The sequence below is a fragment of the Nonomuraea sp. NPDC048826 genome (genome assembly GCF_043198225.1).
In the GTDB taxonomy this organism is placed as follows: Bacteria; Actinomycetota; Actinomycetes; order Streptosporangiales; family Streptosporangiaceae; genus Nonomuraea.
Map to the genome: position 1 here is coordinate 74,323 of NZ_JBICUQ010000014.1, position 22,624 is coordinate 96,946.

Below are 22,624 nucleotides of genomic sequence, written 5' to 3' on the forward strand. Positions count from 1 at the left end.
GGGGCCGCCGTCGGACGGCGGCCCCGGCCTCTGATCAGACCTGGATCCGGCGCTCGACGGCGTCGACGATCTCGGCGACCGCCCGGTCGACCGCGATCCCGTTCTTCTGCTCGCCGCTGCGGTAGCGGAAGGAGACCGCGCCGTTGGCGATGTCGTCGTCGCCGGCCAGGAGCATGAAGGGCACCTTGGCCTTCTGCGCGTTGCGGATCTTCTTCTGCATGCGGTCGTCGGAGGAGTCGACCTCGACCCGGATGCCGCGCTCACGCAGCTTCTTGGCGACGTCCTGCAGGTAGGGCACGTGGCTGTCGGCGATCGGGATGCCCACCACCTGGACGGGCGCGAGCCAGGGCGGGAACGCGCCGGCGTAGTGCTCGGTCAGCACGCCCAGGAAGCGCTCGATGGAGCCGAACAGCGCCCGGTGGATCATGACCGGGGTCTGGCGGCTGCCGTCGGCGGCCTGGTATTCGAGCCCGAACCGCTGCGGCTGGTTGAGGTCGAGCTGGATGGTCGACAGCTGCCAGGTGCGGCCGATCGCGTCCTTGGCCTGCACGGAGATCTTGGGGCCGTAGAAGGCGGCGCCGCCCGGGTCGTCGACCAGCTCCAGCCCCGACTCCTCGGCCGTCTCGCGCAGCGCCTCGGTGGCCTCGGCCCAGTCGGCGGGGTCGCCGATGAACTTGTCGGAGTCGTCGCGGGTGGACAGCTCCAGGTAGAACTCCGACAGGCCGAAGTCGCGCAGCACGCTGAGCACGAAGGTGAGCAGGCTCTTGATCTCGCCGACCATCTGCTCGCGGGTGCAGTAGATGTGGGAGTCGTCCTGCGTCATGCCGCGCACCCGGGTCAGGCCGTGGACCACGCCCGACTTCTCGTAGCGGTAGACGCTGCCGAACTCGCACAGCCGCAGCGGCAGCTCGCGGTAGGAGCGCCCGCGGGCCCGGAAGATCAGGTTGTGCATCGGGCAGTTCATCGGCTTGACGCGGTATTCGACGCCCTCCAGCTCGAAGGGCGGGAACATGTCGTCGGCGTACCACGGCAGGTGGCCGGAGGTCTCGAACAGCGTCGACTTGGTGATGTGGGGCGTGTTGACGAACTCGTAGCCGGCCTCCGCCTGGCGGCGGCGCATGTAATCTTCCATCTCCTTGCGGATGATGCCGCCCTTGGGATGGAAGACGGGAAGGCCGCTGCCCAGCTCCGGCGGGAAGCTGAACAGGTCGAGCTCGACGCCGAGCTTGCGGTGGTCGCGCTTCTCGGCCTCCTCCAGCAGCTTGAGGTATTCGTCCTGCTTGTCGCGGGACTCCCAGGCGGTGCCGTAGATGCGCTGGAGCTGCGGGTTCTTCTCGCTGCCGCGCCAGTAGGCGCCGCCAGAGCGCATGAGCTTGAACGCCGGGATGGACCGGGTGGACGGGACGTGCGGGCCGCGGCACAGGTCCTTCCAGCGCAGCGCGCCGGTCTTGGCGTCGAGGTTGTCGTAGATGGTGAGCTGCCCCGCGCCGACCTCGACGGACTCCTCGTCGGCCGCCCCGCCCTTGAGGCCGATCAGCTCCAGCTTGTAGGGCTCGCCGGCCAGCTCCGCGCGGGCCTCGTCGTCGCCGACGGGGCGGCGGGAGAACAGCTGACCCTCCTTGACGATCTCGCGCATGCGCTTCTCGACGCGCTTGAGGTCGTCGGGCTGGAAGGCCTCGGCCACGTCGAAGTCGTAGTAGAAGCCGTTGTCGACCGGCGGCCCGATGCCGAGCTTGGCCTCGGGGAACAGCTCCTGCACGGCCTGCGCCATGACGTGCGCGGTGGAGTGGCGGACGATCGCCCGGCCCTCCTCGCTGGAGATCTCGATCGGCTCGACCGCGTCGCCGTCGGCCAGCGGGCAGGCCAGGTCGCGCGCCTCGCCGTTGACCCGGGCGGCGATCACGGTGCGGCCGTCGGCGTCGAGCGCCTGGCCGGCCGTCGTGCCGGCCGCGACCACACGCTCGGCTCCGGCGAGGGTGATGCGTAGCTCGGCTGACACGATGGCTCCCTTGGATAGCGTCGGCAGTGACGGAAATCGATGCTATCGCGGGTCGAACCCCATCCTGGTCAGCCTTTTCCGGCTGCCCCTGAACACGTTCCGGTCGACCGGGCTGTTGGCGTGCTGGTGGATCACCCAGTCCTGCCACGGCCTGGGCACCGCGGGCCGGCCGCGGGGCCGGTGCGGGCTGGCGATCCACAGCGGATAGCCGTCCAGGCCCGCGCAGTTGCCCTCCTCGGCGAAGGATTGGTAGGTGTAGACGAACGGCCGAGTCCCGACGCGCCGCTCCACGTAGCCGCACCACCGGCGGGCGTAGCGGGCGACCCGCTCCGGATTGAGCCCGTCGTCGGTCTCGAGGTCGAGCGCGATCAGGTCGCCCCGGCGCAGCCCGCCCGCCTCCCTGATCGTGCGCAGGAAGTGGCGGGCCTGCTCCTCGGGATCACCCTTGGGGCGCGCGAAGTGGTACGCGCCGCAGACGATCCAGTTCTCCCGCATCCGTTCCCAGTTGCGGGAGAACCAGCGATCGGTCCAGTCGCCGCCCTCGGTGGCCTTCGCGAAGGCGAACGCCACCCCGTTGCGCGCGTGGTCGGCCCAGTCGACTGAGCCCTGCCAGTTGGACACGTCGATGCCGTGCAGCAGGCGATTGTCCCTGTCGGAGTACACCCTGCCGGAGTTTATGGAAACCTCTCCCGATCACCCCTTCGACGCGCCGATGAGCAGCTTGTGGGCACGTTCGCGGTCTCCGTACACCGCGGCCACGAAATCGGTGACACCCGCCTGGGCCAGCTCGTCGAGCTGGGCACGCACCGCGTCCTCGTCGCCGGCCACGGCCACGCCGCCGGGGCTCTCGACGCCTTCCCTGTCGAGCATGGCGCGGTAGGACGGGAGCTGGCCGTACATGACGAAGATCTCGTCTGCCCTGGCCCTGGCCTCCTGCGGGTCGTCGGTGACGCACACGGGGAGCGTGCAGACCACCCGCGGCCGGGGGCGGCCGGCCGCCTCGGCGGCGGCGTTGATGGTGGGCGCGATGTGCTCGGCGACGGTCTTGCGTCCGGTCATCCAGAGCACGGTGCCGTCGGCGAGAGCGCCGGCGAGCTTGAGCATGCGCGGGCCGAGCGCGGCGACCAGCACCGGCAGGCCGGTCCCCGGCGTGCTGAGCCCCAGGTCGGCCTTGAGCGTCTCGCCCGAGAAGGACGCCTGCTCGCCCCGGGTGAGGGGCAGCAGGACCTCCAGGTACTCCTTCATGTGCCGGGCCGGGCGGTCGAAGCTGTAGCCGTACATGCCCTCGATGACGATCTGGTGCGACAGCCCGATGCCGAGGGCGAGCCGGCCGCCGAGCGCGGCGTTGGCGGTCATCGCCTGCTGGGCGAGCACGGCGGGGTGGCGGGGGTAGGTCGGCACCACGCCGGTGCCGAACTCGATGTCGCGGCCGCCGGCCAGGGCGGCGCTGCCCGCCACGGCGAGCGAGGTGAGCGCGTCCAGGCCGAAGATCTGGGACATCCAGACCGAGTCGAAGCCGTCGTCGGCGGCGCGGGCGATCCTGTCGCGCAGCGCGGGGAACGGGTCCTGGCCGGGTGGCTCGTTGATCAAGAGTCCGAATCGCATGCTTACAGAACTCCATTCTGGTCGGCTGGGGCGAGTGTAACCCCGGTCACGCCGAGTGTTGCGGGAGCCGGGCCGGACCCGATTTGTAAAGTGGCCCCATGACCCACGAACGCGCGGGGCGGCCCGCTCAGCCCGAGGACCTGGTGGACGTGGCGCGGCTGGTGACCGCCTACTACGCGTTGCGCCCCGACCCCGCCGACCCCGGTCAGCGGGTGGCCTTCGGCACCTCGGGCCACCGGGGGTCGTCGCTGGCCACGGCCTTCAACGAGGACCACATCCTGGCCACCAGCCAGGCCATCGGCGAGTACCGCCGGATGCAGGGCACCGACGGCCCGCTCTTCCTGGGCATCGACACGCACGCGCTGTCGGAGCCCGCCCGGGTCTCGGCGCTGGAGGTGCTCGCGGCCAACGACGTGCACGTGCTGGTCGACTCCCGCGACGGCTACACGCCGACCCCGGCCGTCTCCCACGCGATCCTCACCCACAACCGCGGCAGGAAGTCCGGGCTGGCCGACGGGGTGGTCATCACGCCGTCGCACAACCCGCCGTCCGACGGCGGCTTCAAGTACAACCCGCCGCACGGCGGCCCGGCCGACACCGAGGCCACCTCGTGGATCCAGGACCGCGCCAACCGCCTGCTGGCCCAGGACCTCGACGGGGTGCGGCGGGTGCCCTACGCGAAGGCGCTGGAGTCGGCCGGACGTCACGACTTCCTCGGCGCGTACGTGGACGACCTGCCCTCGGTCGTGGACCTGGACGCGATCCGGGCCGCCGGGGTGCGGATCGGCGCCGACCCGCTGGGCGGCGCCAGCGTGGCCTACTGGGGCGAGATCGCCGACCGGCACCGCCTCGACCTCACCGTGGTCAACCCCTTGGTCGACCCGGCGTGGCGGTTCATGACGCTCGACTGGGACGGCAAGATCCGGATGGACTGCTCCTCCCCGTACGCGATGGCCTCGCTGATCGGCGGCCGCGACCGCTTCCAGATCGCCACCGGCAACGACGCCGACGCCGACCGCCACGGCATCGTCACCCCCGACGGGCTGATGAACCCCAACCACTACCTGGCGGTCGCGATCTCCTACCTGTACGAGCACCGCGACGGCTGGCCGCGTGACGCCGGGGTCGGCAAGACGATGGTCAGCAGCGGCGTCATCGACCGGGTGGCCGCGTCGCTGGGCCGGCGGCTCTACGAGGTCCCGGTGGGCTTCAAGTGGTTCGTGCCGGGGCTGCTCGACGGGTCGCTCGGGTTCGGCGGCGAGGAGAGCGCGGGCGCGTCGTTCCTGCGCCGCGACGGCTCGGTGTGGACCACCGACAAGGACGGCCTCATCCTGGCCCTGCTGGCGTCGGAGATCCAGGCGGTCACGGGCAGGTCGCCGAGCGAGCACTACCGCGCCCTGACCGAGCGGTTCGGCGAGCCCGCCTACGCGCGGGTGGACGCGCCCGCCACCCGCGAGGAGAAGGCGGTGCTGGGCAGGCTGTCGGCCGACCAGGTGACGGCCGGCAGCCTGGCCGGCGAGCCGATCACCGCGGTGCAGACGGCGGCCCCGGGCAACGGGGCGTCGCTGGGCGGGGTCAAGGTCTCCACCGAGAACGCGTGGTTCGCCGCCCGCCCTTCGGGCACCGAAGACGTCTACAAGATCTACGCCGAGTCGTTCCGCGGCCCGGACCACCTCGCCAAGGTGCAGGAGGAGGCCCGGTCGCTGGTCTCGGCGGCGCTCGGCTGACGCCTAGGACTTCGCGAGCACCCGGCCGTCGTCGGCGATGGCCGGGAACGCTCCGGTGTCGACGATGCCGTGCTGGTGGTAGAGCTGCTCGATGAGGGCGTGGGCGGCGGGCTCCAGCTTCCACAGCGCCCGCCACTCGCGGGCGACCGGCACCGGGATGCCGATCTCCTGGGCGATGTCGACGGTGCGCGGCACGATCCCCTTGGCGATCTGCCGGTCCCAGTAGGCGCGGGCCCGGCGCATGAGCGCGGCGCGCTGGGCGGTGTCGACGATCTGCGGGGCCGCGTCGATGACCGGGATCTCCTCGTCGTCCTCCTCGCGCACCAGCTCGGCGAGGGCCGGCGGCAGCTGGGGCCTGGCGGGCACCGGACGGTGGTCGTGCTCGGGCTCCCACGGCACCCGCGGGTCGGCGTCGATGAGCGCGGTGGTGTTGTAGAGGGCGGCGATCTGGGCGAGCAGGGCCTCCTGGCGGGCCTGGTCGACGGCCAGGCCGGTGTGCTCGACCGCCTGGTCCATGGCCTTGTCGAGCTTGGCCAGCGCGGCGCGCATCTTGCGGTCGGGGGCGCCGGCCTCGCGCAGCGCCTTGGCCCGCTTGGCCGCCAGCGCGACCCGGGTGAGCCTGCGGTGCGCGTCGACCTCGCTGGCGGTGCGGTCGCTGACCTCGGCCAGGCCGAGCCGGACCAGCAGCCGCTCGGGGGTGAGCCGCCAGTTGATGCGGCCGGTGCCGCGGATGCGGTGACGCTCTATGGCCATGCCACGCTCCCACAGCCAGGCGGCGACCAGCGGCGCGGCGAGCCGGAACACCGCCTCGGGGAAGCTGCTCGCGTCCATGCTGGACAGCACCGCGGTCAGGCAGGTCAGCGCCCACACGGCGATGCCGTCGATGCCCGCGGAGAAGTTCTCCCGCATGTTGCGGCGGGCGCGCACGGCGGAGGTGATGATGGCCACCTCGATGAAGGCGAACAGCAACAGCCTCAGCGGGCCGTCCAGGCCCAGCACGTCGCCCGAGAAGCGCCACATGCCCTGGGCGGACACGCCGGTCGCGATGGAGGCGGCCACGATCGTCAGCACGTCCTCGACGGGACGGGGCGCGACGTAGCGGGTGAACAGCCAGGCGGTGACCCGCCAGGCGGCGCGGAGCACCAGGAAGGCCAGGGCGAGCCCGGCCAGGGTCAGCAGCGCGATCACCGCGGTGGCGAGCGGCTTCTCGGCGATGAAGGTGGTGATTTCCTCAAGTGTGGGCATCAGTCGCTATCCGTTGAGGCTCAGTCTCGGGGGGCTCAATGACGAGATCATTGCAGACTGTAGCCATCTTGTACGCCAAACTCCGGCTGCTGCCCAGTTTGCCCCTGATTCCCCATACGTCCCCATCAGCAACGGAAGCCCCGTGGAACGCGCCAGCGAGCGGGGCGCCGGGGAGCCGGAGCGGCGGCCCGGAAACCCGGGCGACCCGACCTTGCGGTCGGGGCGGCGGGCTCGAACCGTCCCGTCTACGCTCATCACCGGACGGTTCCGTCCTAGGACTGGGTGACCAGGACTCTTGCCTGAGGTTGAGATGCAATCTCGTCCTTGAGGGGGTCACCGGCACGGCTCCGGGGTGGGACCATCTAGCGAGGGATTTATCCCAACATGGTGCGATGTATCCCAGCAGGACGGAATTTAATGTCAGAGCTAGAAGAGTTCCCTCTCGTTCAGTTCATGCGAGAGCGGTTCGACCCCGCCGAGGAGCTGCTCCGCATCCAGGCCGAGCACCCCGTCTTCCCCATGAAGATCCCCGGCGACCAGACGGTCTACCTGATCACCCGCTGGGACGACGTCCGCGGGGTGCTCGGCGACCACGAGCGGTTCAGCAACGACTTCGCCGGCGTCATCGGCCTCGGCTCGAACCAGGAGGATCCCGGCGGCCTCGGCTTCCGTGACCCGCCCGAGCACACCCGGCTGCGCAAGTTCCTGACGCCCGAGTTCACCATGCGCCGGCTGCGGCGCCTGGAGCCGCGCATCGAGGCGCTGGTCGCCGGCTGCCTGGACAAGATCGAGGCCAAGGGCTCCCCCGCGGACCTGATGGAGGACTTCGCGCTTCCCATCCCGTCCCTGGTGATCTCCGAGCTGCTCGGCGTCCCGTACGAGGACCAGGGCGACTTCGTCAAGGTGAGCACGGACCGGTTCGACTTCACCGCCGGGCCCGAGGCGTCGCTGCAGGCGATCAACGACGCGATGACGTACCTCACCGACCTGGTCGCCCGCGAGCGGCGTAACCCGGGCGACGGGCTGCTCGGCCAGCTGCTCCGCGACCACGGCGACGAGCTGGACGACCGCACGCTGGCCAGCATGGCCGACGGCATGCTGACCGGCGGGCACGACACCAGCACGAGCATGCTCGCGCTCGGCAGCCTGTGGCTGCTGGAGAACCCCGAGCACGCCGCCAAGGTGCGCGAGGTCGACGGCTACGTCGACGAGGTGATCGAGGAGCTGCTGCGCTACATGACCGTGGTGCAGGTGGCCTTCCCCCGCTTCGCCCGCCACGACCTGGAGCTGCACGGCCGGCAGATCAAGAAGGGCGAGCTGGTGCTGTGCTCGCTGGCCGCCGCCAACCGCGACCCGAACCTGGGCGAGGACATGGACCAGGTCAAGCCGGGCCGCCACACGGCGGGCTCCCACCTGGCGTTCGGGCACGGCATCCACCGCTGCATCGGCGCGCCGCTGGCGCAGATGGAGCTGCGCATCGCGTACCCGATGCTGCTGCGCCGCTTCCCGGAGCTGCGGCTGCAGGGAGAGGTGTCCTGGCGCAAGCTGGCCATCGTCTACGGCGTGGAGAAACTACCCGTGACGTGGTGAAGCGGTTACGTTCGCAGTGTGAGTCAGCCTGTCATCGACCTGAGTGCGATCGGCGCCGTCGTGTTCGACACGGACGGCACGGTCACCGACACCGCCCGCGGGCACGCGGCCGCCTGGAAGCACGTGTTCGACGGGTTCCTGCGTGGCCGCTCCGCCCCGTTCGACGTGCGGGAGGACTACCTGCGGTACGTCGACGGGCGGCCACGCCTCGACGGTGTCCGCGCCTTCCTCGCCTCGCGGGGGATCACGGCGCCTGAGGGCGCGCCGGACGACGAGCCGGACGCGCCCACCGTGCACGGCCTCGGCCGGGCCAAGGAGCAGCTGTTCATGGCGCAGGTGAAGCAGCACGGGGTGGCCGCGTTCCCGGCGGCCGTGGCGCTCCTGCACGAGCTGCGCAACCGGGGCGCCCGCACGGCGGGGGTGTCGGCCAGCCTGCACGGGCGCAGGCTGGTGGCGGCGGCGGGGGTGCTGCACCTGTTCGACACGGTGGTCGACGGGGGCGACGCGGCGCTGATGAACCTGCCGGGCAAGCCGGACCCGGCGCTGCCGCTGGAGGCGGCCCGCCGCCTCGGCGTGTCCGCGGGCAGGACCGCGGTGGTGGAGTCGGCGCCGCCTGGTGTCGAGGCGGGCAGGAAGGGCGGCTTCGCGCTGGTGATCGCCGTGGGGCCGGCCGGGGAGGGCGCCGATCTGGTGGTGCGCGACCTCGGTGAGCCGGTCGTGCGCGGGCGGGTCCTACCCTTGAGCATGTGACGGTGCTCATCGATCCCCCGCAGTGGCCGGGGCCGCGCGGCCTGATGTGGTCCCACCTGGTCAGCGACGCGTCCCTGGACGAGCTGCACGCCTTCGCCGCCCGGCTGGGCGTGCCCGGGCGGGCGTTCGACCGCGACCACTACGACGTGCCCGAGACGGTGCACGCGTTCGCGGTGTCGCTGGGCGCCCAGGCGGTCACCTCGCGCGAGCTGCTACGGCGACTGGTCGAGGCCGGGCTCCGGCGCCGTAAAGCGCACGCCCGCGCGGGCGGGGACGGCTGACGCCCCGCCGAGGTGCGGGGGGAAAGGCGCGTAGGCGTCGTCCGGCACCGGCTCGTCCTCTCCGCCGGGCTCTCCTGAGCCGAGCAGGGTGCGGGTCAGCGCCGCGCGCTCGTGCAGCATCTCGTCCAGCGCCCGGTTGAGGTGGTCGTCGGTGATCTCGGGCTCGTCGCCGTCGTGCGCGAGCGCGTCGAGCACCGCGCGGCGCAGCAGCTCCTTGAAGAACGAGGCGGTCGCGCCTTCCGTACGGGCCACGACCGGATCGAGGTCGGCCCGCAGCGGCAGGTCGCGGGCGTAGAGCCGGAGCAGCGCGGCCCGGCCCGCGGCGTCGGGCCTGGGGATCTCCACGGCCAGGTCGACCCGGCCCGGACGGTCGGCGAGCGCGCGTTCGAGCACGTCGGGCCGGTTGGTGGTGAGCACGAACGTGACGTCGGCGTCGGACCCGACCCCGTCCATAGCGTCGAGCAGCGCGAACAGCAGCGGGTTGCCGTCGTCGGTGAACGACCGGTCGCGCGCCACCAGGTCGACGTCCTCCAGCACCACGATCGCCGGCTGCAGCCGCCTGGCGAGCCCGGCCGCCTGCGACACGAACTGGATCGCCGTGCCGGTCATCACGATCACCGTGCAGCCGGTCATCCGGGTCATGAGGTAGCGGACGGTGTGGGTCTTGCCGGTGCCGGGCGGGCCGTGCAGCAGCAGGCCGCGCTTGAGGTGCTGACCGTGCGCGCGCAGCCGCGCGGCCTGCTCGGCGACGCCGACGATGTGCCGCTCGATCGTCTCCAGCACGCCGTCGGGCAGCACCACCTGGTCGGGGCCGAGGTCGGGGCGGGGCAGGAAGCTCACCAGGTCGTTGCCGCGGTGCTCGCTCCACGCGAACGACAGGACCTGCCCGCGGTAGACGTCGTGCGCGCGCATCAGGCGCTCGATCGCGTCGCGGGTCTCCTTGGCCGCCTCCCTGCCGGGAGACAGCACCACCACCTGGCAGTGGGTCGACATGTGCTCCTGCGGGCCGCGCAGGCCCAGCACCACGGGGGTGCCGCCGGGGGCCCGGGTGAGCACCAGCCCGAGCGTGATCACCTCGGTGGTCTCGTCGGGGCCGACGGCCGCGGCCTCGTAGTCGACGGCGCCCGGTTCGTACTGCTCCCAGCCGCGGGCGGCGCGGGCCAGCATGTTGACGATGTCGTCGTGCTCGCGGCCCTGGCCGGCGATGCCGAACCACTCGGCGCCCGGGGTGTGCGCCGCGAGGTAGGCGTCGACGCCGCGCTGCAGGTTGACGTGCTCCCAGCCGGGGAACGCCGCCACCACGCTGACCACGTGTTTCAGCTCGCAGCCCAGATGGCCGGTCACGCGGGTCACCAGCTCGGGCTGTTCGTCCTCGGCGAGGGTGCGGTGGGCGTCCTGGATCAGCTCTTTCAGCGACCGGGCGAGTGACCGGGCGTCGGCGGTGTCCATGGCACCCACCCTGACAGACGGCGGGGGCGCGCGCCCGCCGTTAACGTTCCAGCGCCGCCAGCTCCGCGGTCATGGCCGCCCGGGCGCGGGTCTCCCACAGCTCGCGCGCGGGAGGGGTGCGGTAGAGCCGGGGCGTGGCGAGCAGCCGGCGGAGCACCTGGGCGCGGCCCTGTCGGAACAGCTCGTCGGGGACGTGCGCGTACTCCTGCCGGATCTTGGCCGCGTAGCCGGCGTAGCCGTCGCCGCCCAGCACCGCCAGGTCGGCGTCGCAGAGCACGGCCCCGTCGCGGTCCGCGCCGGCCAGCGTGTCGTGCGCGGCGGTCAGCCGGACGAGCCTGGCCACCTCCGCCACCCGGGCGGCCGGCACCCCGCACCGGGGCAGGCGGGCCTGGGCGAGCTGGGCGCTGCGCTCCTCGTCCCAGCCGGGCCTGCCGTCGTAGACGGCGTCGTGGAACCAGGCGGCCAGCCGGACCGCCACCGGATCGGCGGCCCACTCGTGGATCAGGTCGACGGCCCGCAGCACGGCCCTGAGGTGGTCGAGGTCGTGGTAGCGCCGATGCGGCTCCGACCATCGGGCCACCAGCTCGGCGCCCAGCGCGTCACCGGCTCGGGACGCGCCGGCCAGCTTTCGCCATCCGTCCAGCACCCGGCCCACTCTAGTGGTGCGCGCGGCGGCCCGGCTTGTTAGCGTGGCGGCATCGAGCGACGGTGGGGCGCGGACCGGCGGCTGCCGCGGTGGCGGGAGCTGCGTGACTTCCTGCCCAAGGCGCGGGCGCACGGCGGGCCGGCCGGGGCCGCCGACGTGTCGGACGTCCGGCGGCTGGCGCGGCGGCGGGCGCCGCGGGTGGTGTTCGACTACGTCGACGGCGCGGCCGAGGGCGAGCTGTCGATGGCCAGGGCGGCGGAGGCGTTCGCGCGGGTGGAGTTCCGGCCGCACGTGCTGCGGGACGTGGCGCGGGCCGGCACCGAGGTGGAGGTGCTGGGGCGGCGGGTGGCGATGCCGGTGGTGCTCGGGCCGACCGGGTTCACCCGGATGATGCACCGGGCCGGTGAGCCGGCCGTGGCCAGGGCCGCCGCCCGCGCCGGGATCCCGTACACGTTGTCCACGATGGGCACCACGAGCGCGGCGGACGTGGCCGCGGCGGCGCCCGGCGGGTGGAACTGGTTCCAGCTGTACGTGATGCGCGACCGGGGCCGGGTCAGGGAGTGGCTGGCGCAGGCGCGGGCGGCGGGCATGGACGTGCTGGTGGTCACCGTGGACGTGCCGGTGGCCGGCGGCCGGCTGCGCGACGTGCGCAACGGCATGACCATGCCGCCGTCGCTGCGCTGGGGCGGTCTGGCGCAGGCGCTGACCCGGCCGGCCTGGTGGTTCGACTTCCTGACGAGCGAGCCGTTGCGGTTCGCCACGGTGGAGGGGGCGCCGGACGACCTGGCGGGGATCACCAACATGATGTTCGACCCGACGGTGACGGTCCGCGACCTGGAGTGGATCCGGGCGGAGTGGGGCGGGCGGCTGCTGGTGAAGGGCGTGCAGCGGGTCGACGACGCCAAGGAGCTGACGGCCGCTGGGGTGGACGGCCTGGTGGTGTCCAATCACGGAGGACGCCAGCTCGACCGTGCGCCCACGCCCCTGGAGCTGCTGCCGGAGGTGGCGGCGGCGGTGGGCGACCGGACCGAGGTGTTCCTCGACGGCGGCGTGCGCAGCGGCGCGGACGTCGCCGCGGCGGTGGCGCTGGGCGCGCGCGCCTGCCTCGTCGGCCGCGCCTACCTGTACGGGCTCATGGCGGGCGGCGAGGAGGGCGTGGACCGGGTGCTCGCGATCCTGCGCGGCGAGCTGGTCCGCACGCTCCAGTTGCTGGGCGTGGCCGGGGTGGACGGCCTGGACCGTGACGTGGTGCGGTTGCGCTGACCGCCCCGCGGCCTACCTGAGCCGCGACAGCCGGTGCTCCATCAGCTCGTCCTCGGCCTGCTCGGCGGCGGTGCGCAGCTTGCGCACGGCCCGCAGGACCTCCTCGACGTCGGTGCCGCTCCGCTCCACCTCCGCGGCCGCGTCCCGTACCCGGCGGAGCGTGGTGGCGATGAAGGTGTCATTCATGACCTGACGGTACGCCGGACATACCTGGCCAAACAGGACCCGACTCCCTTACGCCGTCCTGTCGTCCGTGCGCGCGGTTGAACCCGGGCCGCCCGGCGCGCGTATCCCCGCGTGTGAGTGGTGATCGCGCGTGTGGCGTCCGGGAGGCGCGGGCGGCCGGTCGGTCCGCCGTGCGGGTCCTGGGCGCCGCCGTGTTCGCCACCGTGTGCGTGTACGCGGCGCTCGGGACGCACCTGCTGGCCGGGGGTTCCGGGGCGCCTCTCGGGGTGGTGGCCGCGGCGGCGGGGGTCACCGGGGCGGGCGCCTGGGTGCTGGGGCGGCGCAGGCGGGGCCGGGGCGTGCTGCTGGTGGCGGCGTTCTCGGCGCAGTACGGCATGCATCAGGTGTTCGGCGGCGGGCACGGGGTGGGGCACCACGGCGGCCTGTCGTCCGGGGTGGGGATGGTGCTCGCGCACGTGCTGGTCGCGCTGGTGTGCGCCTGGTGGCTGGAGCGGGGCGAGACGGCGCTGACGACGGTGCTCTGCCTGCTGGCCTGCTCGCTGGCGGGGTTGTGGCGGACGGGAGGGCGGGCGGCGGCGTGGCGGCCGGTCGCGCCGGTCCGGCTCGTGCCCGGCGTGCCGGAGGAGCCGCCGGTCCGGGCGCCCCAGGTGCTCGCGTGGGCGCTGAGCCATCGCGGGCCGCCCGGTTAGAGCGAGGACGACGACATCTGCCCGCGGACCGGGACGCGGATCACCGCGCCGGAGCCGCCGGCCGACCGTGCCCGGGCTCCGCGCCGAGGCGCTCAGGTCCAGCGTGCCCAGGCCCCCGATCGCCTGTCGTGGCGGTCCCCCTCGCTCTCGCTCTTCCGGAGTTGACCATGACCACCGTCCACGTACGCCCGGAGACCGTAACCGTCCAGCCCGCGCCGTCCTCCTCGCAGCGGTACCGCGCCGTGTGGCGCTGGCATTTCTACGCGGGCCTGTTCGTCGCCCCCGTCCTGCTCGTCCTGGCCGTCACGGGGGCCGTCTACCTGTTCAAGGAGCCGTTCGAGGAGTGGCGCTACCAGGACGTGCGGTCGCTCGCCGGGCCGGTGGCCACGGCCCGCCCGCTGTCGGAGCAGATCGCGGCCGCGCAGCAGAGCATGCCCGGCACGCCCGTCCTGTCGGTGATCCCGCCGGCCGCCCCCGACCGCACGACCCGGATCATCTTCCAGGGCGAGGAGACCGGCCCGTTCGCGGAGGGCGTGTCGGTGTACGTCGACCCGGGCACCGCCACGGTGGTCGGCACGATCGACGACGCGGCCACGTTCATGCGGGTGGTGCGGACGATCCACGGTGAGCTGATGTCGGGCACGGTCGGCGACCGGGTGGTGGAGACGGCGGCCTGCTGGGCGCTGATCCTCGCCGCCACCGGCACGTACCTGTGGTGGACGAGCCGCGGCAGGCGCCCGGCGCGCTCGTCCAGGGCCCGGCTGCGCCGCCTGCACGCGCTGACCGGGGCGGGCGCCGGGGTCGTCGTGGTGTTCCTGGTGATCTCTGGGCTGCCCTGGTCGGGTGTGTGGGGCGACGCGCTGCAGCGGATCCAGGAGCGGACCGGCTCCACCTATCCCGACGCCGGCGCCTACCCGAACCGCTCGGCCGATCTGTCGGACAACCCCGACGCCAAGGTGCCGTGGGCCGCGGAACGTCTTCCCGTGCCGTCCTCCCAGGACGGCGGGCACGCGGGGCATGACGCGGGCGGCGGCAGCGCGCTGCACCCGGGCGCTCTCCCCCTGGAGCAGGCGCTCGCCGCCGCCCGTCCGTCCGTCCGCGACTGCTCTCCTGCCGAGTGCGACCTGAAGATCCTCCTGCCCAAGGACCGCGAAGGCGTCTACACGGTCGTCACCGCGCCCCGGCGCGACCCGTCGGCCGCGCAGACCCTGCACGTCGACCAGTACAGCGGCCGGGTGCTCGTCTCGTACGGCTGGAACGAGTACGGGATCCTGGCCAAGGCCGTGGAGCAGGGGGTGGCGCTGCACGAGGGGCGCCGGTACGGGATGGTCAACCTGCTGGTGATGCTGGGCGCCTGCCTGGCGCTGGTCACGCTGGTGGTCTCGGGGGCGTGGATGTGGTGGAAGCGCCGCCCGCGCGGGCGGCTGGGCGCGCCCGCCCGCCCGGCGGACAGGCGGACCGCGTACGGGGTGGCGGCGATCATGGTGGTGCTGGGGGTGCTGTTCCCGCTGGCCGGTGTGACCATGCTGGCGGCGCTGCTGGTGGACCGCCTGGTGCTGCGCCGGATCCCGCGGCTGTCCGGGATCACCGGCTGACCCGGCGCCGGCGGGTGCGCAGGCCGGTCAAGCGGGCCCGCAGGATGGTCAGCGGCCGCGCAGGATGAGGCGCAGGCGGGTGCGCGAGCGCTTGCCGTGCCACGCGGCGCGCTCGTTCGCCTGCGGGAACGGCTCGGGCGGCACGGGCACGCCGAGGAAGGCGCAGAGCGGCGCCCAGCCGTCGCGCACGTCGAACACCAGCAGCCGGTCCGTCGGGATCGCCGCCCGGACCTCGGCCTGGTGCCGCCCGTACACCTCCAGCACGTGCGCCTTGTCGTCGACGCGGCCGTCGAAGACCCGGTCCATCACCGTCGCCCCGGCCATCCGGGGGTAGAGGGCGAAGTCGGGCGCCCGCCTGGACACCAGCCGGCGGACCAGGCGGCGGTGGGGCGGCAGTGGCCGGCGCTCGGCCAGGGCGCTGGCGAAGATGGTGCCGCTGACGCTCTCGTACCAGCGTTCCGGGTCGCGGACGGTGAGCACCACCTTGGCCTCGGGGTAGTGGGCGGCCAGCTCGCGCCAGTAGGCGGCGGCCGGCCAGTCCACGGCGGAGCCGAAGCCCGCGAAGAGCGCGTCCCAGTCGCGGGAGCGGCCTTCGCCGACGTCGAGCCAGTGCCGGATCCGGTACGGCTCGGCGATCAGGGTGGACATGTGGTGGCAGGGGCCGAAGCCGAGCTGTTCCAGCGCCGCCTTGAGGGATCTGGTGCCCGTCCGGCCGAAGCCGGCGCCGATCACTTTCACGGGATGCTCCCGGTCTCTGATGAGTCTCTGATCTGGGCTGCTTACGGTGCGGGTGGTGGTCGCGCGAGGGGCCAACCCTCGTTATATGCCGATATTTCGGTTCAGAGGAGGTTGCCGATGACGGTTTTCCCCCAATCACTCCTCGACGCGCTGCGTGCCGCGCCGGACACGCCGGTCCTCGAGCACGGCTCCCGTACGGTCACGCGCGGCGCATGGCTGGATCTGATCCGCCGGCTGGCGGGCGCGCTCCGGCGGGCCGGGCTCGGGCCCGGTGACGGATTGGCGATCCGGACGGCGGTCACGCCCGAGGCGTTCGCCGCGCACCTGGCCGCGCACGCGGTGGGCTGCCGGGTGGTCGGCGTCCGCCCCGGCTATCCGCCCGCCCAGCTCGCCCACGTGCTCGGCACGGGCGTGTCCGCCTATCTGGTCGACGAGCCCGCGGCGTCCGGGCTGCCCACGCTGTCGCTCGGCCCGGTGCCGGGGGCGGCCGACCTGCTGGCCGCGCCCGACGAGGGCGAGCCGCTCGTGGTGACCGCGAGGCCGGACGACGTGGCCGCGCTGCACTTCACCAGCGGCAGCACCGGCCGTCCCAAGGGCTGCGCGGTCACGTACGCCGCGCTGAGCCGGCACTGGGCCTGGCAGCCGGCCGCCTGGTCGCGGGCGGCCCACGAGTTCGCCGGCCGGTTCGAGCGGTACCTGCTGTTCGGGACGCTGGCCAGCATGGTCGTGCTGGAGCACGTGGCGCCCTGCCTGCTGGGCGGCGGGGTGGCGGTGATCCCGGAGGACGACGGGCGGCCGATGTTCCCGTACGCGATCGAGCGCCACCGGATCACCGGGTCGATCATCACCGTGCCGCGCCTGGGCGCGATGCTCGACCTGCTCAAGGCCGAGCCGGTGGACGTGTCCAGCCTGCGGGCGCTGATGGTGTCCGGCTCGCCGATCGGCCCGGCCCGGCTGGCCGAGGCGGTGGACCGGCTCGGGCCGGTGGTCTACCAGGGGTACGGGCAGACCGAGGCGGGGTCGATCGCCATGCTGACGCCCGGTGACCTGGCCCGGCTCGGCCCCGGCGTGCTGGCCTCGACCGGCCGCCCGCACGAGGGGGTGGAGGTCAGCGTGCGCGACGCCGCCGGCCGCCTGGTCGCCCCGGGCCTGACGGGCGAGATCCACGTACGCAGCCCGTACCAGATGGCGGGCTACTGGGACGCCGACGAGGAGAGCCCGATCCGCGACGGCTGGCTGAACACCCGCGACCTCGGCCGGATGGATGACGCGGGCTTCCTCCACCTCTCCGGGCGCAGCCGGGACGTGATCATGGTGAACGCCATGGTGGTGTACGCGGGCCCGATCGAGCGGGTGCTGGCCGGGCATCCGGACGTGCTGGAGGCGTACGTCGCCGGTGCGCCGGACGAGCGGACCGGGGAGGCCGTGCACGCGTTCGTGGTGCCCGCGCCGGGCCGCGAGCCGGACCGGGCGGCGCTGCGCGAGCTGGTCCTGGCCGAACTCGGCCAGGACGCCGTGCCCCGGACGATCACCCCGGTGCCCGGCGTGCCAGTGACAGACGGCGGCAAACCCGACAAGCGGGCGCTGCTCGGCCGGCTGGCGCCGGACGCGCTCTGAGACTTCTCTGAGAATCACCTGCCGACAATGCGCTTGATTCTTCAACCACACCGCTCTGTCGGAGGTGTCCATGCTGGACTACCTGGTGCTCGGCGCAGGACCGGCGGGCCTGCAGCTGGGGTACTTCCTCGGAAAGGCGGGACGTGACCACCTGATCCTGGAGGCCGGACCCGCGCCGGGCACGTTCTTCCGCACCTTTCCGCGTCATCGCACGCTCATCTCGATCAACAAGCGGCACAACGGCACGGACGACCCGGAGCTGAACCTCCGGATGGACTGGAACTCGCTGCTGTCCGACGACCCCGGCCTGCTGTTCACCCGCTACAGCGACCGCTACTTCCCGGCCGCCGACGACCTGGTCCGCTACCTGGCCGACTTCGCCGACCGCTGGCGGCTGCCGGTCGCGTACGGGGCGCGCGCCACCCGGGTCGGCCGCGACGGCGACGCCTTCCGGGTGACCGACGGGCAGGGCCGGACGTACCGGGCCAGGCGGCTGGTCGTGGCCACCGGCCTGACCCGGCCCAACCTCCCGCCCATCCCCGGCATCGAGACGGCCGAGACGTACGAGGAGGCGTCCACCGACCCGGCCCGCTACGTCGACCAGCGCGTGCTCGTCATCGGCAAGGGCAACTCGGCGTTCGAGACGGCCGACAACCTGATGGAGACCGCCGCGGTGATCCACGTGGCCGGGCCGCGCTCCCTCCGGATGGCGTGGCGCACGCACTTCGTCGGGCACCTGCGGGCCGTCAACAACAACTTCCTGGACACCTACCAGCTCAAGTCGATGAACGCGATACTCGACGGCGACGTGCGGCGCGTCGAGCGGCAGGCCGACGGCTCCTACCTGGTGACCGTGGCGTTCGCCAGGGCCGACGAGGTGACCAAGGACATCCCGTACGACAAGGTCATCGTGTGCACCGGGTTCCGGTTCGACGCGTCGATGTTCGACGAGGAGTGCCGGCCGGAGCTGGTGATCGACGGGCGGTTCCCGGCCCTGACGCCCGCCTACGAGTCCGTCAGCGTGCCGGGGCTGTACTTCGCCGGCACGCTCACCCAGTCGCGCGACTTCAAGCGCGGCACGAGCGGGTTCATCCACGGCTTCCGGTACGGGACGCGGGCGCTGCACCGGATCCTGGAGGAGCGCCACCACGGCGTGCCGTGGCCGCACCGCCTCCTGCCGGCTGACCCGGCGGCCCTCGCGGCGGCCGTGCTGGAGCGGGTGAACCGCAGCTCGGCGCTGTGGCAGCAGTTCGGCCTGATGACGGACGTGATCACGCTGGACGGCCGGGGCGGGGCCCGCTACCTGGAGGAGGTGCCCATCGGGCTGGCCGAGGGCGAGCACGGGCACTTCGCGATCACCCTGGAGTACGGGCCGGAGCACGACCAGGTCGACCCGTTCGACATCACGGTGGGCCGGATCCGGCAGAGCGACGCGCGGCGCGCGGCCGAGGGCCACTACCTGCACCCGGTGATCCGCCACCACCGGCCGGGCGGGCCGGTCGCCGTGCACCACGTGACGGAGAACCTGGAGAACGCGTGGACCTCGCCGGAGGTGCACGCCGAGCCGCTGCGCGCGTTCTTCGCCCGGACCCTCCCGGTCCCGGCGTGAGCGCCGCGGCGGTGCGGGAGTTCGAGGCCGAGGCCCGCCGCCGCCTCGAACCGGCGCACTACGACTACTTCGCGGGCGGCGCGGCCGACGAGCTCACGGCCCGCGCCAACGAAGCCGCCTGGGACCGCGTCACCGCCCCCGCCGCCGTGCGGGGCGCGCCGGCGACCGGGCTGCTCGGGGCCGGGCCGGTGCTGATCGCGCCCACGGCGTTCCACCGGCTGGCCCACCCGGAGGGCGAGCGGGCCACCGCGCGGGCGGCGGAGGCCGCGGGCACGATCATGATCGTGAGCATGGCGGCCACCGTGGCCGTCGGGGAGATCGCCGCGGCGGCGCCCGGCGCGACCCTGTGGTTCCAGCTCTACGTCCAGCCCGACCTGGCCTTCACCCGGACGGTGGTGCGGCGGGCGGAGGCGGCCGGGTGCCGGGCGCTGGTGGTCACGGTGGACTCCCCCGCCCTGGGCCGGCACGACCGCGACGCCCGCCACGGCTTCCGCGACCTGCCGGCCGGGCTGCGCTGCGAGAACCTGCGCGACGGCGACCGGGTCCGCCCGATCGCGATGTGGCCGGAGCTGTCGTGGCGGCACCTCGCGGCGCTGCGCGGCATGACCTCGCTGCCCATCGTGCTCAAGGGCGTCACCCACCCGGCCGACGCCCGGCTGGCGGTCGAGCACGGGGCGGCGGCGGTGATCGTGTCCAACCACGGCGGGCGGCAGCTCGACACCGTCCCGCCCACCGCGCGCCTGCTGCCCGGGGTGGTGGCGGCCGTCGGCGGCGCGGTGCCGGTGCTGGTGGACGGCGGCCTGCGCAGCGCCGATCAGGTGCGCGCCGCCCTGGCGCTGGGCGCGGCCGCGGTCGGCGTCGGCCGGCCCGTGCTGTGGGGCCTGGCGGCGGCCGGCGAGGCGGGTGTCCTGCGGGTCCTGGATCTGCTGCGCCCCGGATGTCAGGAGGCGGTGACCGCATGCTGGGCAAGCTGATCGCCGGGGCCTTCGTGGCCAGCCTGCCGTGGTGGCTGCCCGGCCGGGTGGTGGCGCTGCGCACCCGCCTGTTCGCCCGGGTCAACGGCGACGGGGCCGTGCCGGTGCCCGGCCCGCTGGCCGGCGCCGACCGGTTCGTCGAGCTGTACTCGCACCCGGCCGCCGGCGGCCGCAGCAAGGGCGCCGCCCTGTCGGACCTGTTCTGGTACTGGCTGTCGCCGGGGGCCGAGCTGCACCAGGAACACCTGGAGGCCGGGCCGCGCCACGACGCCGTCGCCCGGGCCACCCGCGCGTTCCTGTCGCTGCCCCGTACCGACATCGAGGAGCTGACCCGCAGGGCCGCCGCCCGCACCCTGCCGGACGCGGGCGGGCTGGTGCGGCTGCGCGACCTGATGATGCCGCTGTGGGCGGAGTTCGCGTACGAGCTGGTCTTCGGCGAGCCGTGCCCGCGTGCGGCGCGCGAGCTGATCGTCGGCAACGCCGACGACGTCGTCACCGCGCTCAAGTGCTGCGGGCCGCGGCACATGGCGCGCCGGCACCGCCTCACCCGCTATCTGGAGGACCGCCTGGACATGGTCCGATTGTCCACTCCAGACGGGCTCACCACGCGCGAGCGGGCGCTGTACCTTCAGGGCGTGTTCTTCACCACGGCGGTCGTGCAGCTGGCGGAGGGCATGGCCCACCTGCTCATGGTGCTCGCCCGTCACCCCGGTGTGCAAGACAGGGCTCGCACCGGTGACATCCGTTATCTCGACCAGGTGATCCAGGAGACGTTCCGGCTCTACCCGTTGTTCGGCGTCGCCCACCGGGTCACCACGGCCGACATCCCCGTCGGCGGGAGCACGATCCCCGCCGGGTCCGTGCTCTGCTTCAACTATCCGGAGTTCCACCGGGCCGGCTACCCCGAGCCCGGCCGGTTCGACCCCGAGCGGATCCGTGAGAACCACGTCCCGTTCGGGGTCGCGGCCAACCGTCCCTGTCCCGCCTGGCGGGTGGCGCCGATCGCCATGCGGGTCGCGGCCGCGGAGGTCCTGCGCCGGTTCGCGCTGGAGACGACCGCGGCGCACACCCGTTCCCTGCCCAGCCGGGGCCCGTGCCTGCTCACCCCTCGGCACGGCGCGCCGCGCCCGGATCGCCGCCGGCTGCTGCTGTACCTGCGCGTCCGCGACCGGTGGGAGGACGTCTGGCGCAGCGTGGTCCAGCTCGTCCTCGGCGCCTACATGGTGTGGGACGCGCGCCGGCTGCGGCTTTGTGAGCGACATTTCGGCTTGTCTATGGAAGGAGACCCTGGTGATCCCCATGACCGCTGACGTCAACCTGGAGCTGATGCTCAAGGTCTTCCCAGCGCTCGTCCTGTTGCTGCTGGTCGCTTGGATCTGCGGGCGGCTGGCCCTGATGGTGATGCAGCCGCGGGTGCTCGGCGAGATGGTGGCCGGCGTGCTGCTCGGTCCCACCCTGTTCGGCGCGCTGTTACCGGAGACGCAGGCCGCGCTCTTCACGCCCGAGGTCCGGTCCGTGCTGTACGTGCTCAGCACGATCGGGCTCACCCTCTACATGTTCCTGGTCGGGGCCGGCATCGAACACGGCAGGAAGATGCCCGGCGAGGTGGGCAAGGCGGGCGTGCTGGCGGTGTCGGGCATCCTGCCGTCGGTGGTGCTCGGCTTCGGCGTCGGGCTCGCCCTGCACGGGACGCTGTCGCGGCCGGACATCAGCCCATTCGAGTTCGCGCTGTTCCTGGGCGGCGCGCTGTCGCTGACCGCGTTCCCGATGCTGGCGAGGATCCTGTACGAGCGCGGCCTGGAGAACACCCGGCTGGGACGCCTCACGCTGATCGCGGCCTCCATCGACGACGCGGCCGCGTGGTGCCTGCTCGCCGTGCTCACCGCGATGCATCTCAACACCGGGGCGAGCGGGGCGCTGCGCACGATCCTGCTGGCCGGGGCGTTCGCCGTGGTCATGCTCACGGTGGTGCGGCGGCTGCTGAGGCCGCTGTCGGCGGCCGTGGCCCGCACCGGCAGGCTGGGCCCGACCGCCATGTACGTGGTGGTGCTGGTGCCGCTCACGGCCGGCTGGTTCACCGACTGGATCGGCGTCTACGCGGTGTTCGGCGGGTTCATCGCCGGGGTGGCCATGCCGCGTGACGCGGTGTTCCGCCAGGCGCTGCACGGGCGCATGATGGACGTCGTCTCGACGCTGCTGCTGCCCACGTTCTTCACCTTCTCCGGGCTCAACACCCAGCTCGGCGGGCTGGCCGGGGGCGGGCTGCTGCTGGCGTTCGCGGCCATCCTGCTGGCGGGTTTCTGCGGCAAGTACTTCGGCTGCTCGCTGGCGATGCGCGGGATCGGGTTCGGCTGGCGTGAGTCGTACGCGGTGGGGGCGCTGATGAACGCGCGCGGGCTGATGATCCTCATCTTCATCAACATCGGCCTGGCCCAGGGCATGATCACCTCGGAGCTGTTCGCGATGCTGGTGCTCGTGGCGGTGATCACCACGGCGGGGGCTCTGCCGCTGTACAAGCTGGCGCTGCCGGACCGGCTGGAGCGGGCCCGGACGGCGGACGACGCTGAGGAACGGCCGCTGGAGCAGGCGGGCGAGCGCGTGGGCTGATCCCCCGGCGGCCGACATTCCCTCCCTTTCAGGAAATATCACTGGTCATCCTGA

Annotated in this window: 20 protein-coding genes; 12 read left to right on the forward strand and 8 right to left on the reverse strand. The window is 73.2% G+C overall.

Annotated elements, in window-relative coordinates; all coding sequences use genetic code 11:
• Nucleotides 1–34: 34 nt before the first annotated feature.
• Genes thrS through ACGFI7_RS39305 form a run of 3 tightly spaced genes read right to left on the reverse strand, consistent with a single transcriptional unit; the run spans nt 35 to nt 3,604 of the window.
• A complete protein-coding gene (thrS, locus tag ACGFI7_RS39295; RefSeq protein WP_393414047.1) occupies nt 35–1,999 on the reverse strand; it encodes a threonine--tRNA ligase in 1,965 nt (654 codons plus the stop codon).
• 42 nt (nt 2,000–2,041) lie between these two features.
• On the reverse strand, nt 2,042–2,662 hold the full coding sequence (locus ACGFI7_RS39300; RefSeq protein WP_393414049.1) for a glycoside hydrolase family 25 protein: 621 nt from the start codon (nt 2,660–2,662) through the stop codon (nt 2,042–2,044).
• A gap of 30 nt (nt 2,663–2,692) precedes the next feature.
• A complete protein-coding gene (locus ACGFI7_RS39305) occupies nt 2,693–3,604 on the reverse strand; it encodes an LLM class F420-dependent oxidoreductase (RefSeq protein ID WP_393414052.1) in 912 nt (303 codons plus the stop codon).
• Nucleotides 3,605–3,702: 98 nt separating this feature from the next.
• Between ACGFI7_RS39305 and pgm the strand changes: the two genes are divergently transcribed.
• The gene (gene pgm, locus ACGFI7_RS39310; RefSeq protein ID WP_393414055.1) at nt 3,703–5,331 is read left to right on the forward strand and encodes a phosphoglucomutase (alpha-D-glucose-1,6-bisphosphate-dependent); all 1,629 of its coding nucleotides are present in this window, start codon (nt 3,703–3,705) and stop codon (nt 5,329–5,331) included.
• Nucleotides 5,332–5,334: 3 nt separating this feature from the next.
• On the opposite strand, the gene ACGFI7_RS39315 is transcribed toward pgm, so the two are convergent.
• A complete protein-coding gene (locus ACGFI7_RS39315; protein WP_393414058.1) occupies nt 5,335–6,576 on the reverse strand; it encodes a hypothetical protein in 1,242 nt (413 codons plus the stop codon).
• A 453-nt stretch (nt 6,577–7,029) separates the two neighbouring features.
• On the opposite strand from ACGFI7_RS39315, the gene ACGFI7_RS39320 reads away from it, so the two are divergent.
• Genes ACGFI7_RS39320 through ACGFI7_RS39330 form a run of 3 tightly spaced genes read left to right on the forward strand, consistent with a single transcriptional unit; the run spans nt 7,030 to nt 9,197 of the window.
• Complete coding sequence (locus ACGFI7_RS39320) at nt 7,030–8,166, forward strand: cytochrome P450 (protein WP_393414061.1); 1,137 nt, start codon at nt 7,030–7,032, stop codon at nt 8,164–8,166.
• Between the two features lie 18 nt (nt 8,167–8,184).
• Nucleotides 8,185–8,916, forward strand: coding sequence for an HAD family hydrolase (locus ACGFI7_RS39325; RefSeq protein WP_393414064.1), 732 nt, complete (start codon nt 8,185–8,187; stop codon nt 8,914–8,916).
• Nucleotides 8,913–9,197 (forward strand): DUF4031 domain-containing protein, encoded by a 285-nt coding sequence (locus ACGFI7_RS39330; RefSeq protein ID WP_393414067.1) that lies wholly within the window; start codon nt 8,913–8,915, stop codon nt 9,195–9,197. Before ACGFI7_RS39325 ends, ACGFI7_RS39330 begins: the two co-directional genes overlap by 4 nt.
• Here ACGFI7_RS39330 and ACGFI7_RS39335 read toward each other — a convergent pair.
• Together ACGFI7_RS39335 and ACGFI7_RS39340 are read right to left on the reverse strand one after the other, a co-directional pair.
• Complete coding sequence (locus ACGFI7_RS39335) at nt 9,129–10,646, reverse strand: AAA family ATPase (protein WP_393414070.1); 1,518 nt, start codon at nt 10,644–10,646, stop codon at nt 9,129–9,131. The genes ACGFI7_RS39330 and ACGFI7_RS39335 overlap by 69 nt on opposite strands.
• Before the next feature lie 40 nt (nt 10,647–10,686).
• Nucleotides 10,687–11,292 (reverse strand): metal-dependent phosphohydrolase, encoded by a 606-nt coding sequence (locus tag ACGFI7_RS39340; protein ID WP_393414073.1) that lies wholly within the window; start codon nt 11,290–11,292, stop codon nt 10,687–10,689.
• A 156-nt stretch (nt 11,293–11,448) separates the two neighbouring features.
• Between ACGFI7_RS39340 and ACGFI7_RS39345 the strand changes: the two genes are divergently transcribed.
• Nucleotides 11,449–12,555, forward strand: a complete 1,107-nt coding sequence (locus ACGFI7_RS39345) for an alpha-hydroxy acid oxidase (protein WP_393414076.1) — start codon at nt 11,449–11,451, stop codon at nt 12,553–12,555.
• Nucleotides 12,556–12,567: 12 nt separating this feature from the next.
• Here ACGFI7_RS39345 and ACGFI7_RS39350 read toward each other — a convergent pair whose 3' ends face one another.
• Nucleotides 12,568–12,741, reverse strand: a complete 174-nt coding sequence (locus ACGFI7_RS39350) for a hypothetical protein (RefSeq protein ID WP_393414078.1) — start codon at nt 12,739–12,741, stop codon at nt 12,568–12,570.
• Between the two features lie 113 nt (nt 12,742–12,854).
• Between ACGFI7_RS39350 and ACGFI7_RS39355 the strand changes: the two genes are divergently transcribed.
• Both ACGFI7_RS39355 and ACGFI7_RS39360 read left to right on the forward strand, forming a co-directional pair.
• Nucleotides 12,855–13,430 (forward strand): hypothetical protein, encoded by a 576-nt coding sequence (locus ACGFI7_RS39355; RefSeq protein ID WP_393414081.1) that lies wholly within the window; start codon nt 12,855–12,857, stop codon nt 13,428–13,430.
• A 167-nt stretch (nt 13,431–13,597) separates the two neighbouring features.
• Nucleotides 13,598–15,025, forward strand: a complete 1,428-nt coding sequence (locus tag ACGFI7_RS39360) for a PepSY-associated TM helix domain-containing protein (RefSeq protein WP_393414084.1) — start codon at nt 13,598–13,600, stop codon at nt 15,023–15,025.
• Between the two features lie 48 nt (nt 15,026–15,073).
• On the opposite strand, the gene ACGFI7_RS39365 is transcribed toward ACGFI7_RS39360, so the two are convergent.
• A complete protein-coding gene (locus ACGFI7_RS39365) occupies nt 15,074–15,763 on the reverse strand; it encodes a sulfotransferase family protein (protein ID WP_393414086.1) in 690 nt (229 codons plus the stop codon).
• Between the two features lie 117 nt (nt 15,764–15,880).
• On the opposite strand from ACGFI7_RS39365, the gene ACGFI7_RS39370 reads away from it, so the two are divergent.
• From ACGFI7_RS39370 to ACGFI7_RS39390, 5 genes are all read left to right on the forward strand, one after another.
• A complete protein-coding gene (locus tag ACGFI7_RS39370) occupies nt 15,881–17,380 on the forward strand; it encodes a class I adenylate-forming enzyme family protein (RefSeq protein WP_393414088.1) in 1,500 nt (499 codons plus the stop codon).
• A gap of 70 nt (nt 17,381–17,450) precedes the next feature.
• Nucleotides 17,451–18,989, forward strand: a complete 1,539-nt coding sequence (locus ACGFI7_RS39375; RefSeq protein ID WP_393414091.1) for an NAD(P)-binding domain-containing protein — start codon at nt 17,451–17,453, stop codon at nt 18,987–18,989.
• Complete coding sequence (locus tag ACGFI7_RS39380; RefSeq protein ID WP_393414093.1) at nt 18,986–19,963, forward strand: alpha-hydroxy acid oxidase; 978 nt, start codon at nt 18,986–18,988, stop codon at nt 19,961–19,963. Before ACGFI7_RS39375 ends, ACGFI7_RS39380 begins: the two co-directional genes overlap by 4 nt.
• Entirely contained in the window at nt 19,948–21,273 is a 1,326-nt protein-coding gene (locus tag ACGFI7_RS39385; protein ID WP_393414096.1) for a cytochrome P450, read from the forward strand. The genes ACGFI7_RS39380 and ACGFI7_RS39385 overlap by 16 nt, the downstream gene beginning before the upstream one ends.
• Nucleotides 21,263–22,570: a cation:proton antiporter gene (locus ACGFI7_RS39390; RefSeq protein WP_393414264.1), complete on the forward strand. Its 1,308-nt coding sequence runs from the start codon at nt 21,263–21,265 to the stop codon at nt 22,568–22,570. The genes ACGFI7_RS39385 and ACGFI7_RS39390 overlap by 11 nt, the downstream gene beginning before the upstream one ends.
• Nucleotides 22,571–22,624: the final 54 nt, after the last annotated feature.

Bases quoted from the DNA above. Each gene is read 5' to 3' on its own strand.
- ACGFI7_RS39390 (WP_393414264.1), top strand. From the start codon at position 21,263: ATGACCGCTGACGTCAACCTGGAGCTGATGCTCAAGGTCTTCCCAGCG.
- ACGFI7_RS39375 (WP_393414091.1), top strand. From the start codon at position 17,451: ATGCTGGACTACCTGGTGCTCGGCGCAGGACCGGCGGGCCTGCAGCTG.
- ACGFI7_RS39335 (WP_393414070.1), bottom strand. From the start codon at position 10,646: ATGGACACCGCCGACGCCCGGTCACTCGCCCGGTCGCTGAAAGAGCTG.
- pgm (WP_393414055.1), top strand. From the start codon at position 3,703: ATGACCCACGAACGCGCGGGGCGGCCCGCTCAGCCCGAGGACCTGGTG.
- ACGFI7_RS39305 (WP_393414052.1), bottom strand. From the start codon at position 3,604: ATGCGATTCGGACTCTTGATCAACGAGCCACCCGGCCAGGACCCGTTC.
- ACGFI7_RS39360 (WP_393414084.1), top strand. From the start codon at position 13,598: ATGACCACCGTCCACGTACGCCCGGAGACCGTAACCGTCCAGCCCGCG.
- ACGFI7_RS39350 (WP_393414078.1), bottom strand. From the start codon at position 12,741: ATGAATGACACCTTCATCGCCACCACGCTCCGCCGGGTACGGGACGCG.
- ACGFI7_RS39315 (WP_393414058.1), bottom strand. From the start codon at position 6,576: ATGCCCACACTTGAGGAAATCACCACCTTCATCGCCGAGAAGCCGCTC.
- ACGFI7_RS39370 (WP_393414088.1), top strand. From the start codon at position 15,881: ATGACGGTTTTCCCCCAATCACTCCTCGACGCGCTGCGTGCCGCGCCG.
- ACGFI7_RS39320 (WP_393414061.1), top strand. From the start codon at position 7,030: ATGCGAGAGCGGTTCGACCCCGCCGAGGAGCTGCTCCGCATCCAGGCC.
- ACGFI7_RS39385 (WP_393414096.1), top strand. From the start codon at position 19,948: ATGCTGGGCAAGCTGATCGCCGGGGCCTTCGTGGCCAGCCTGCCGTGG.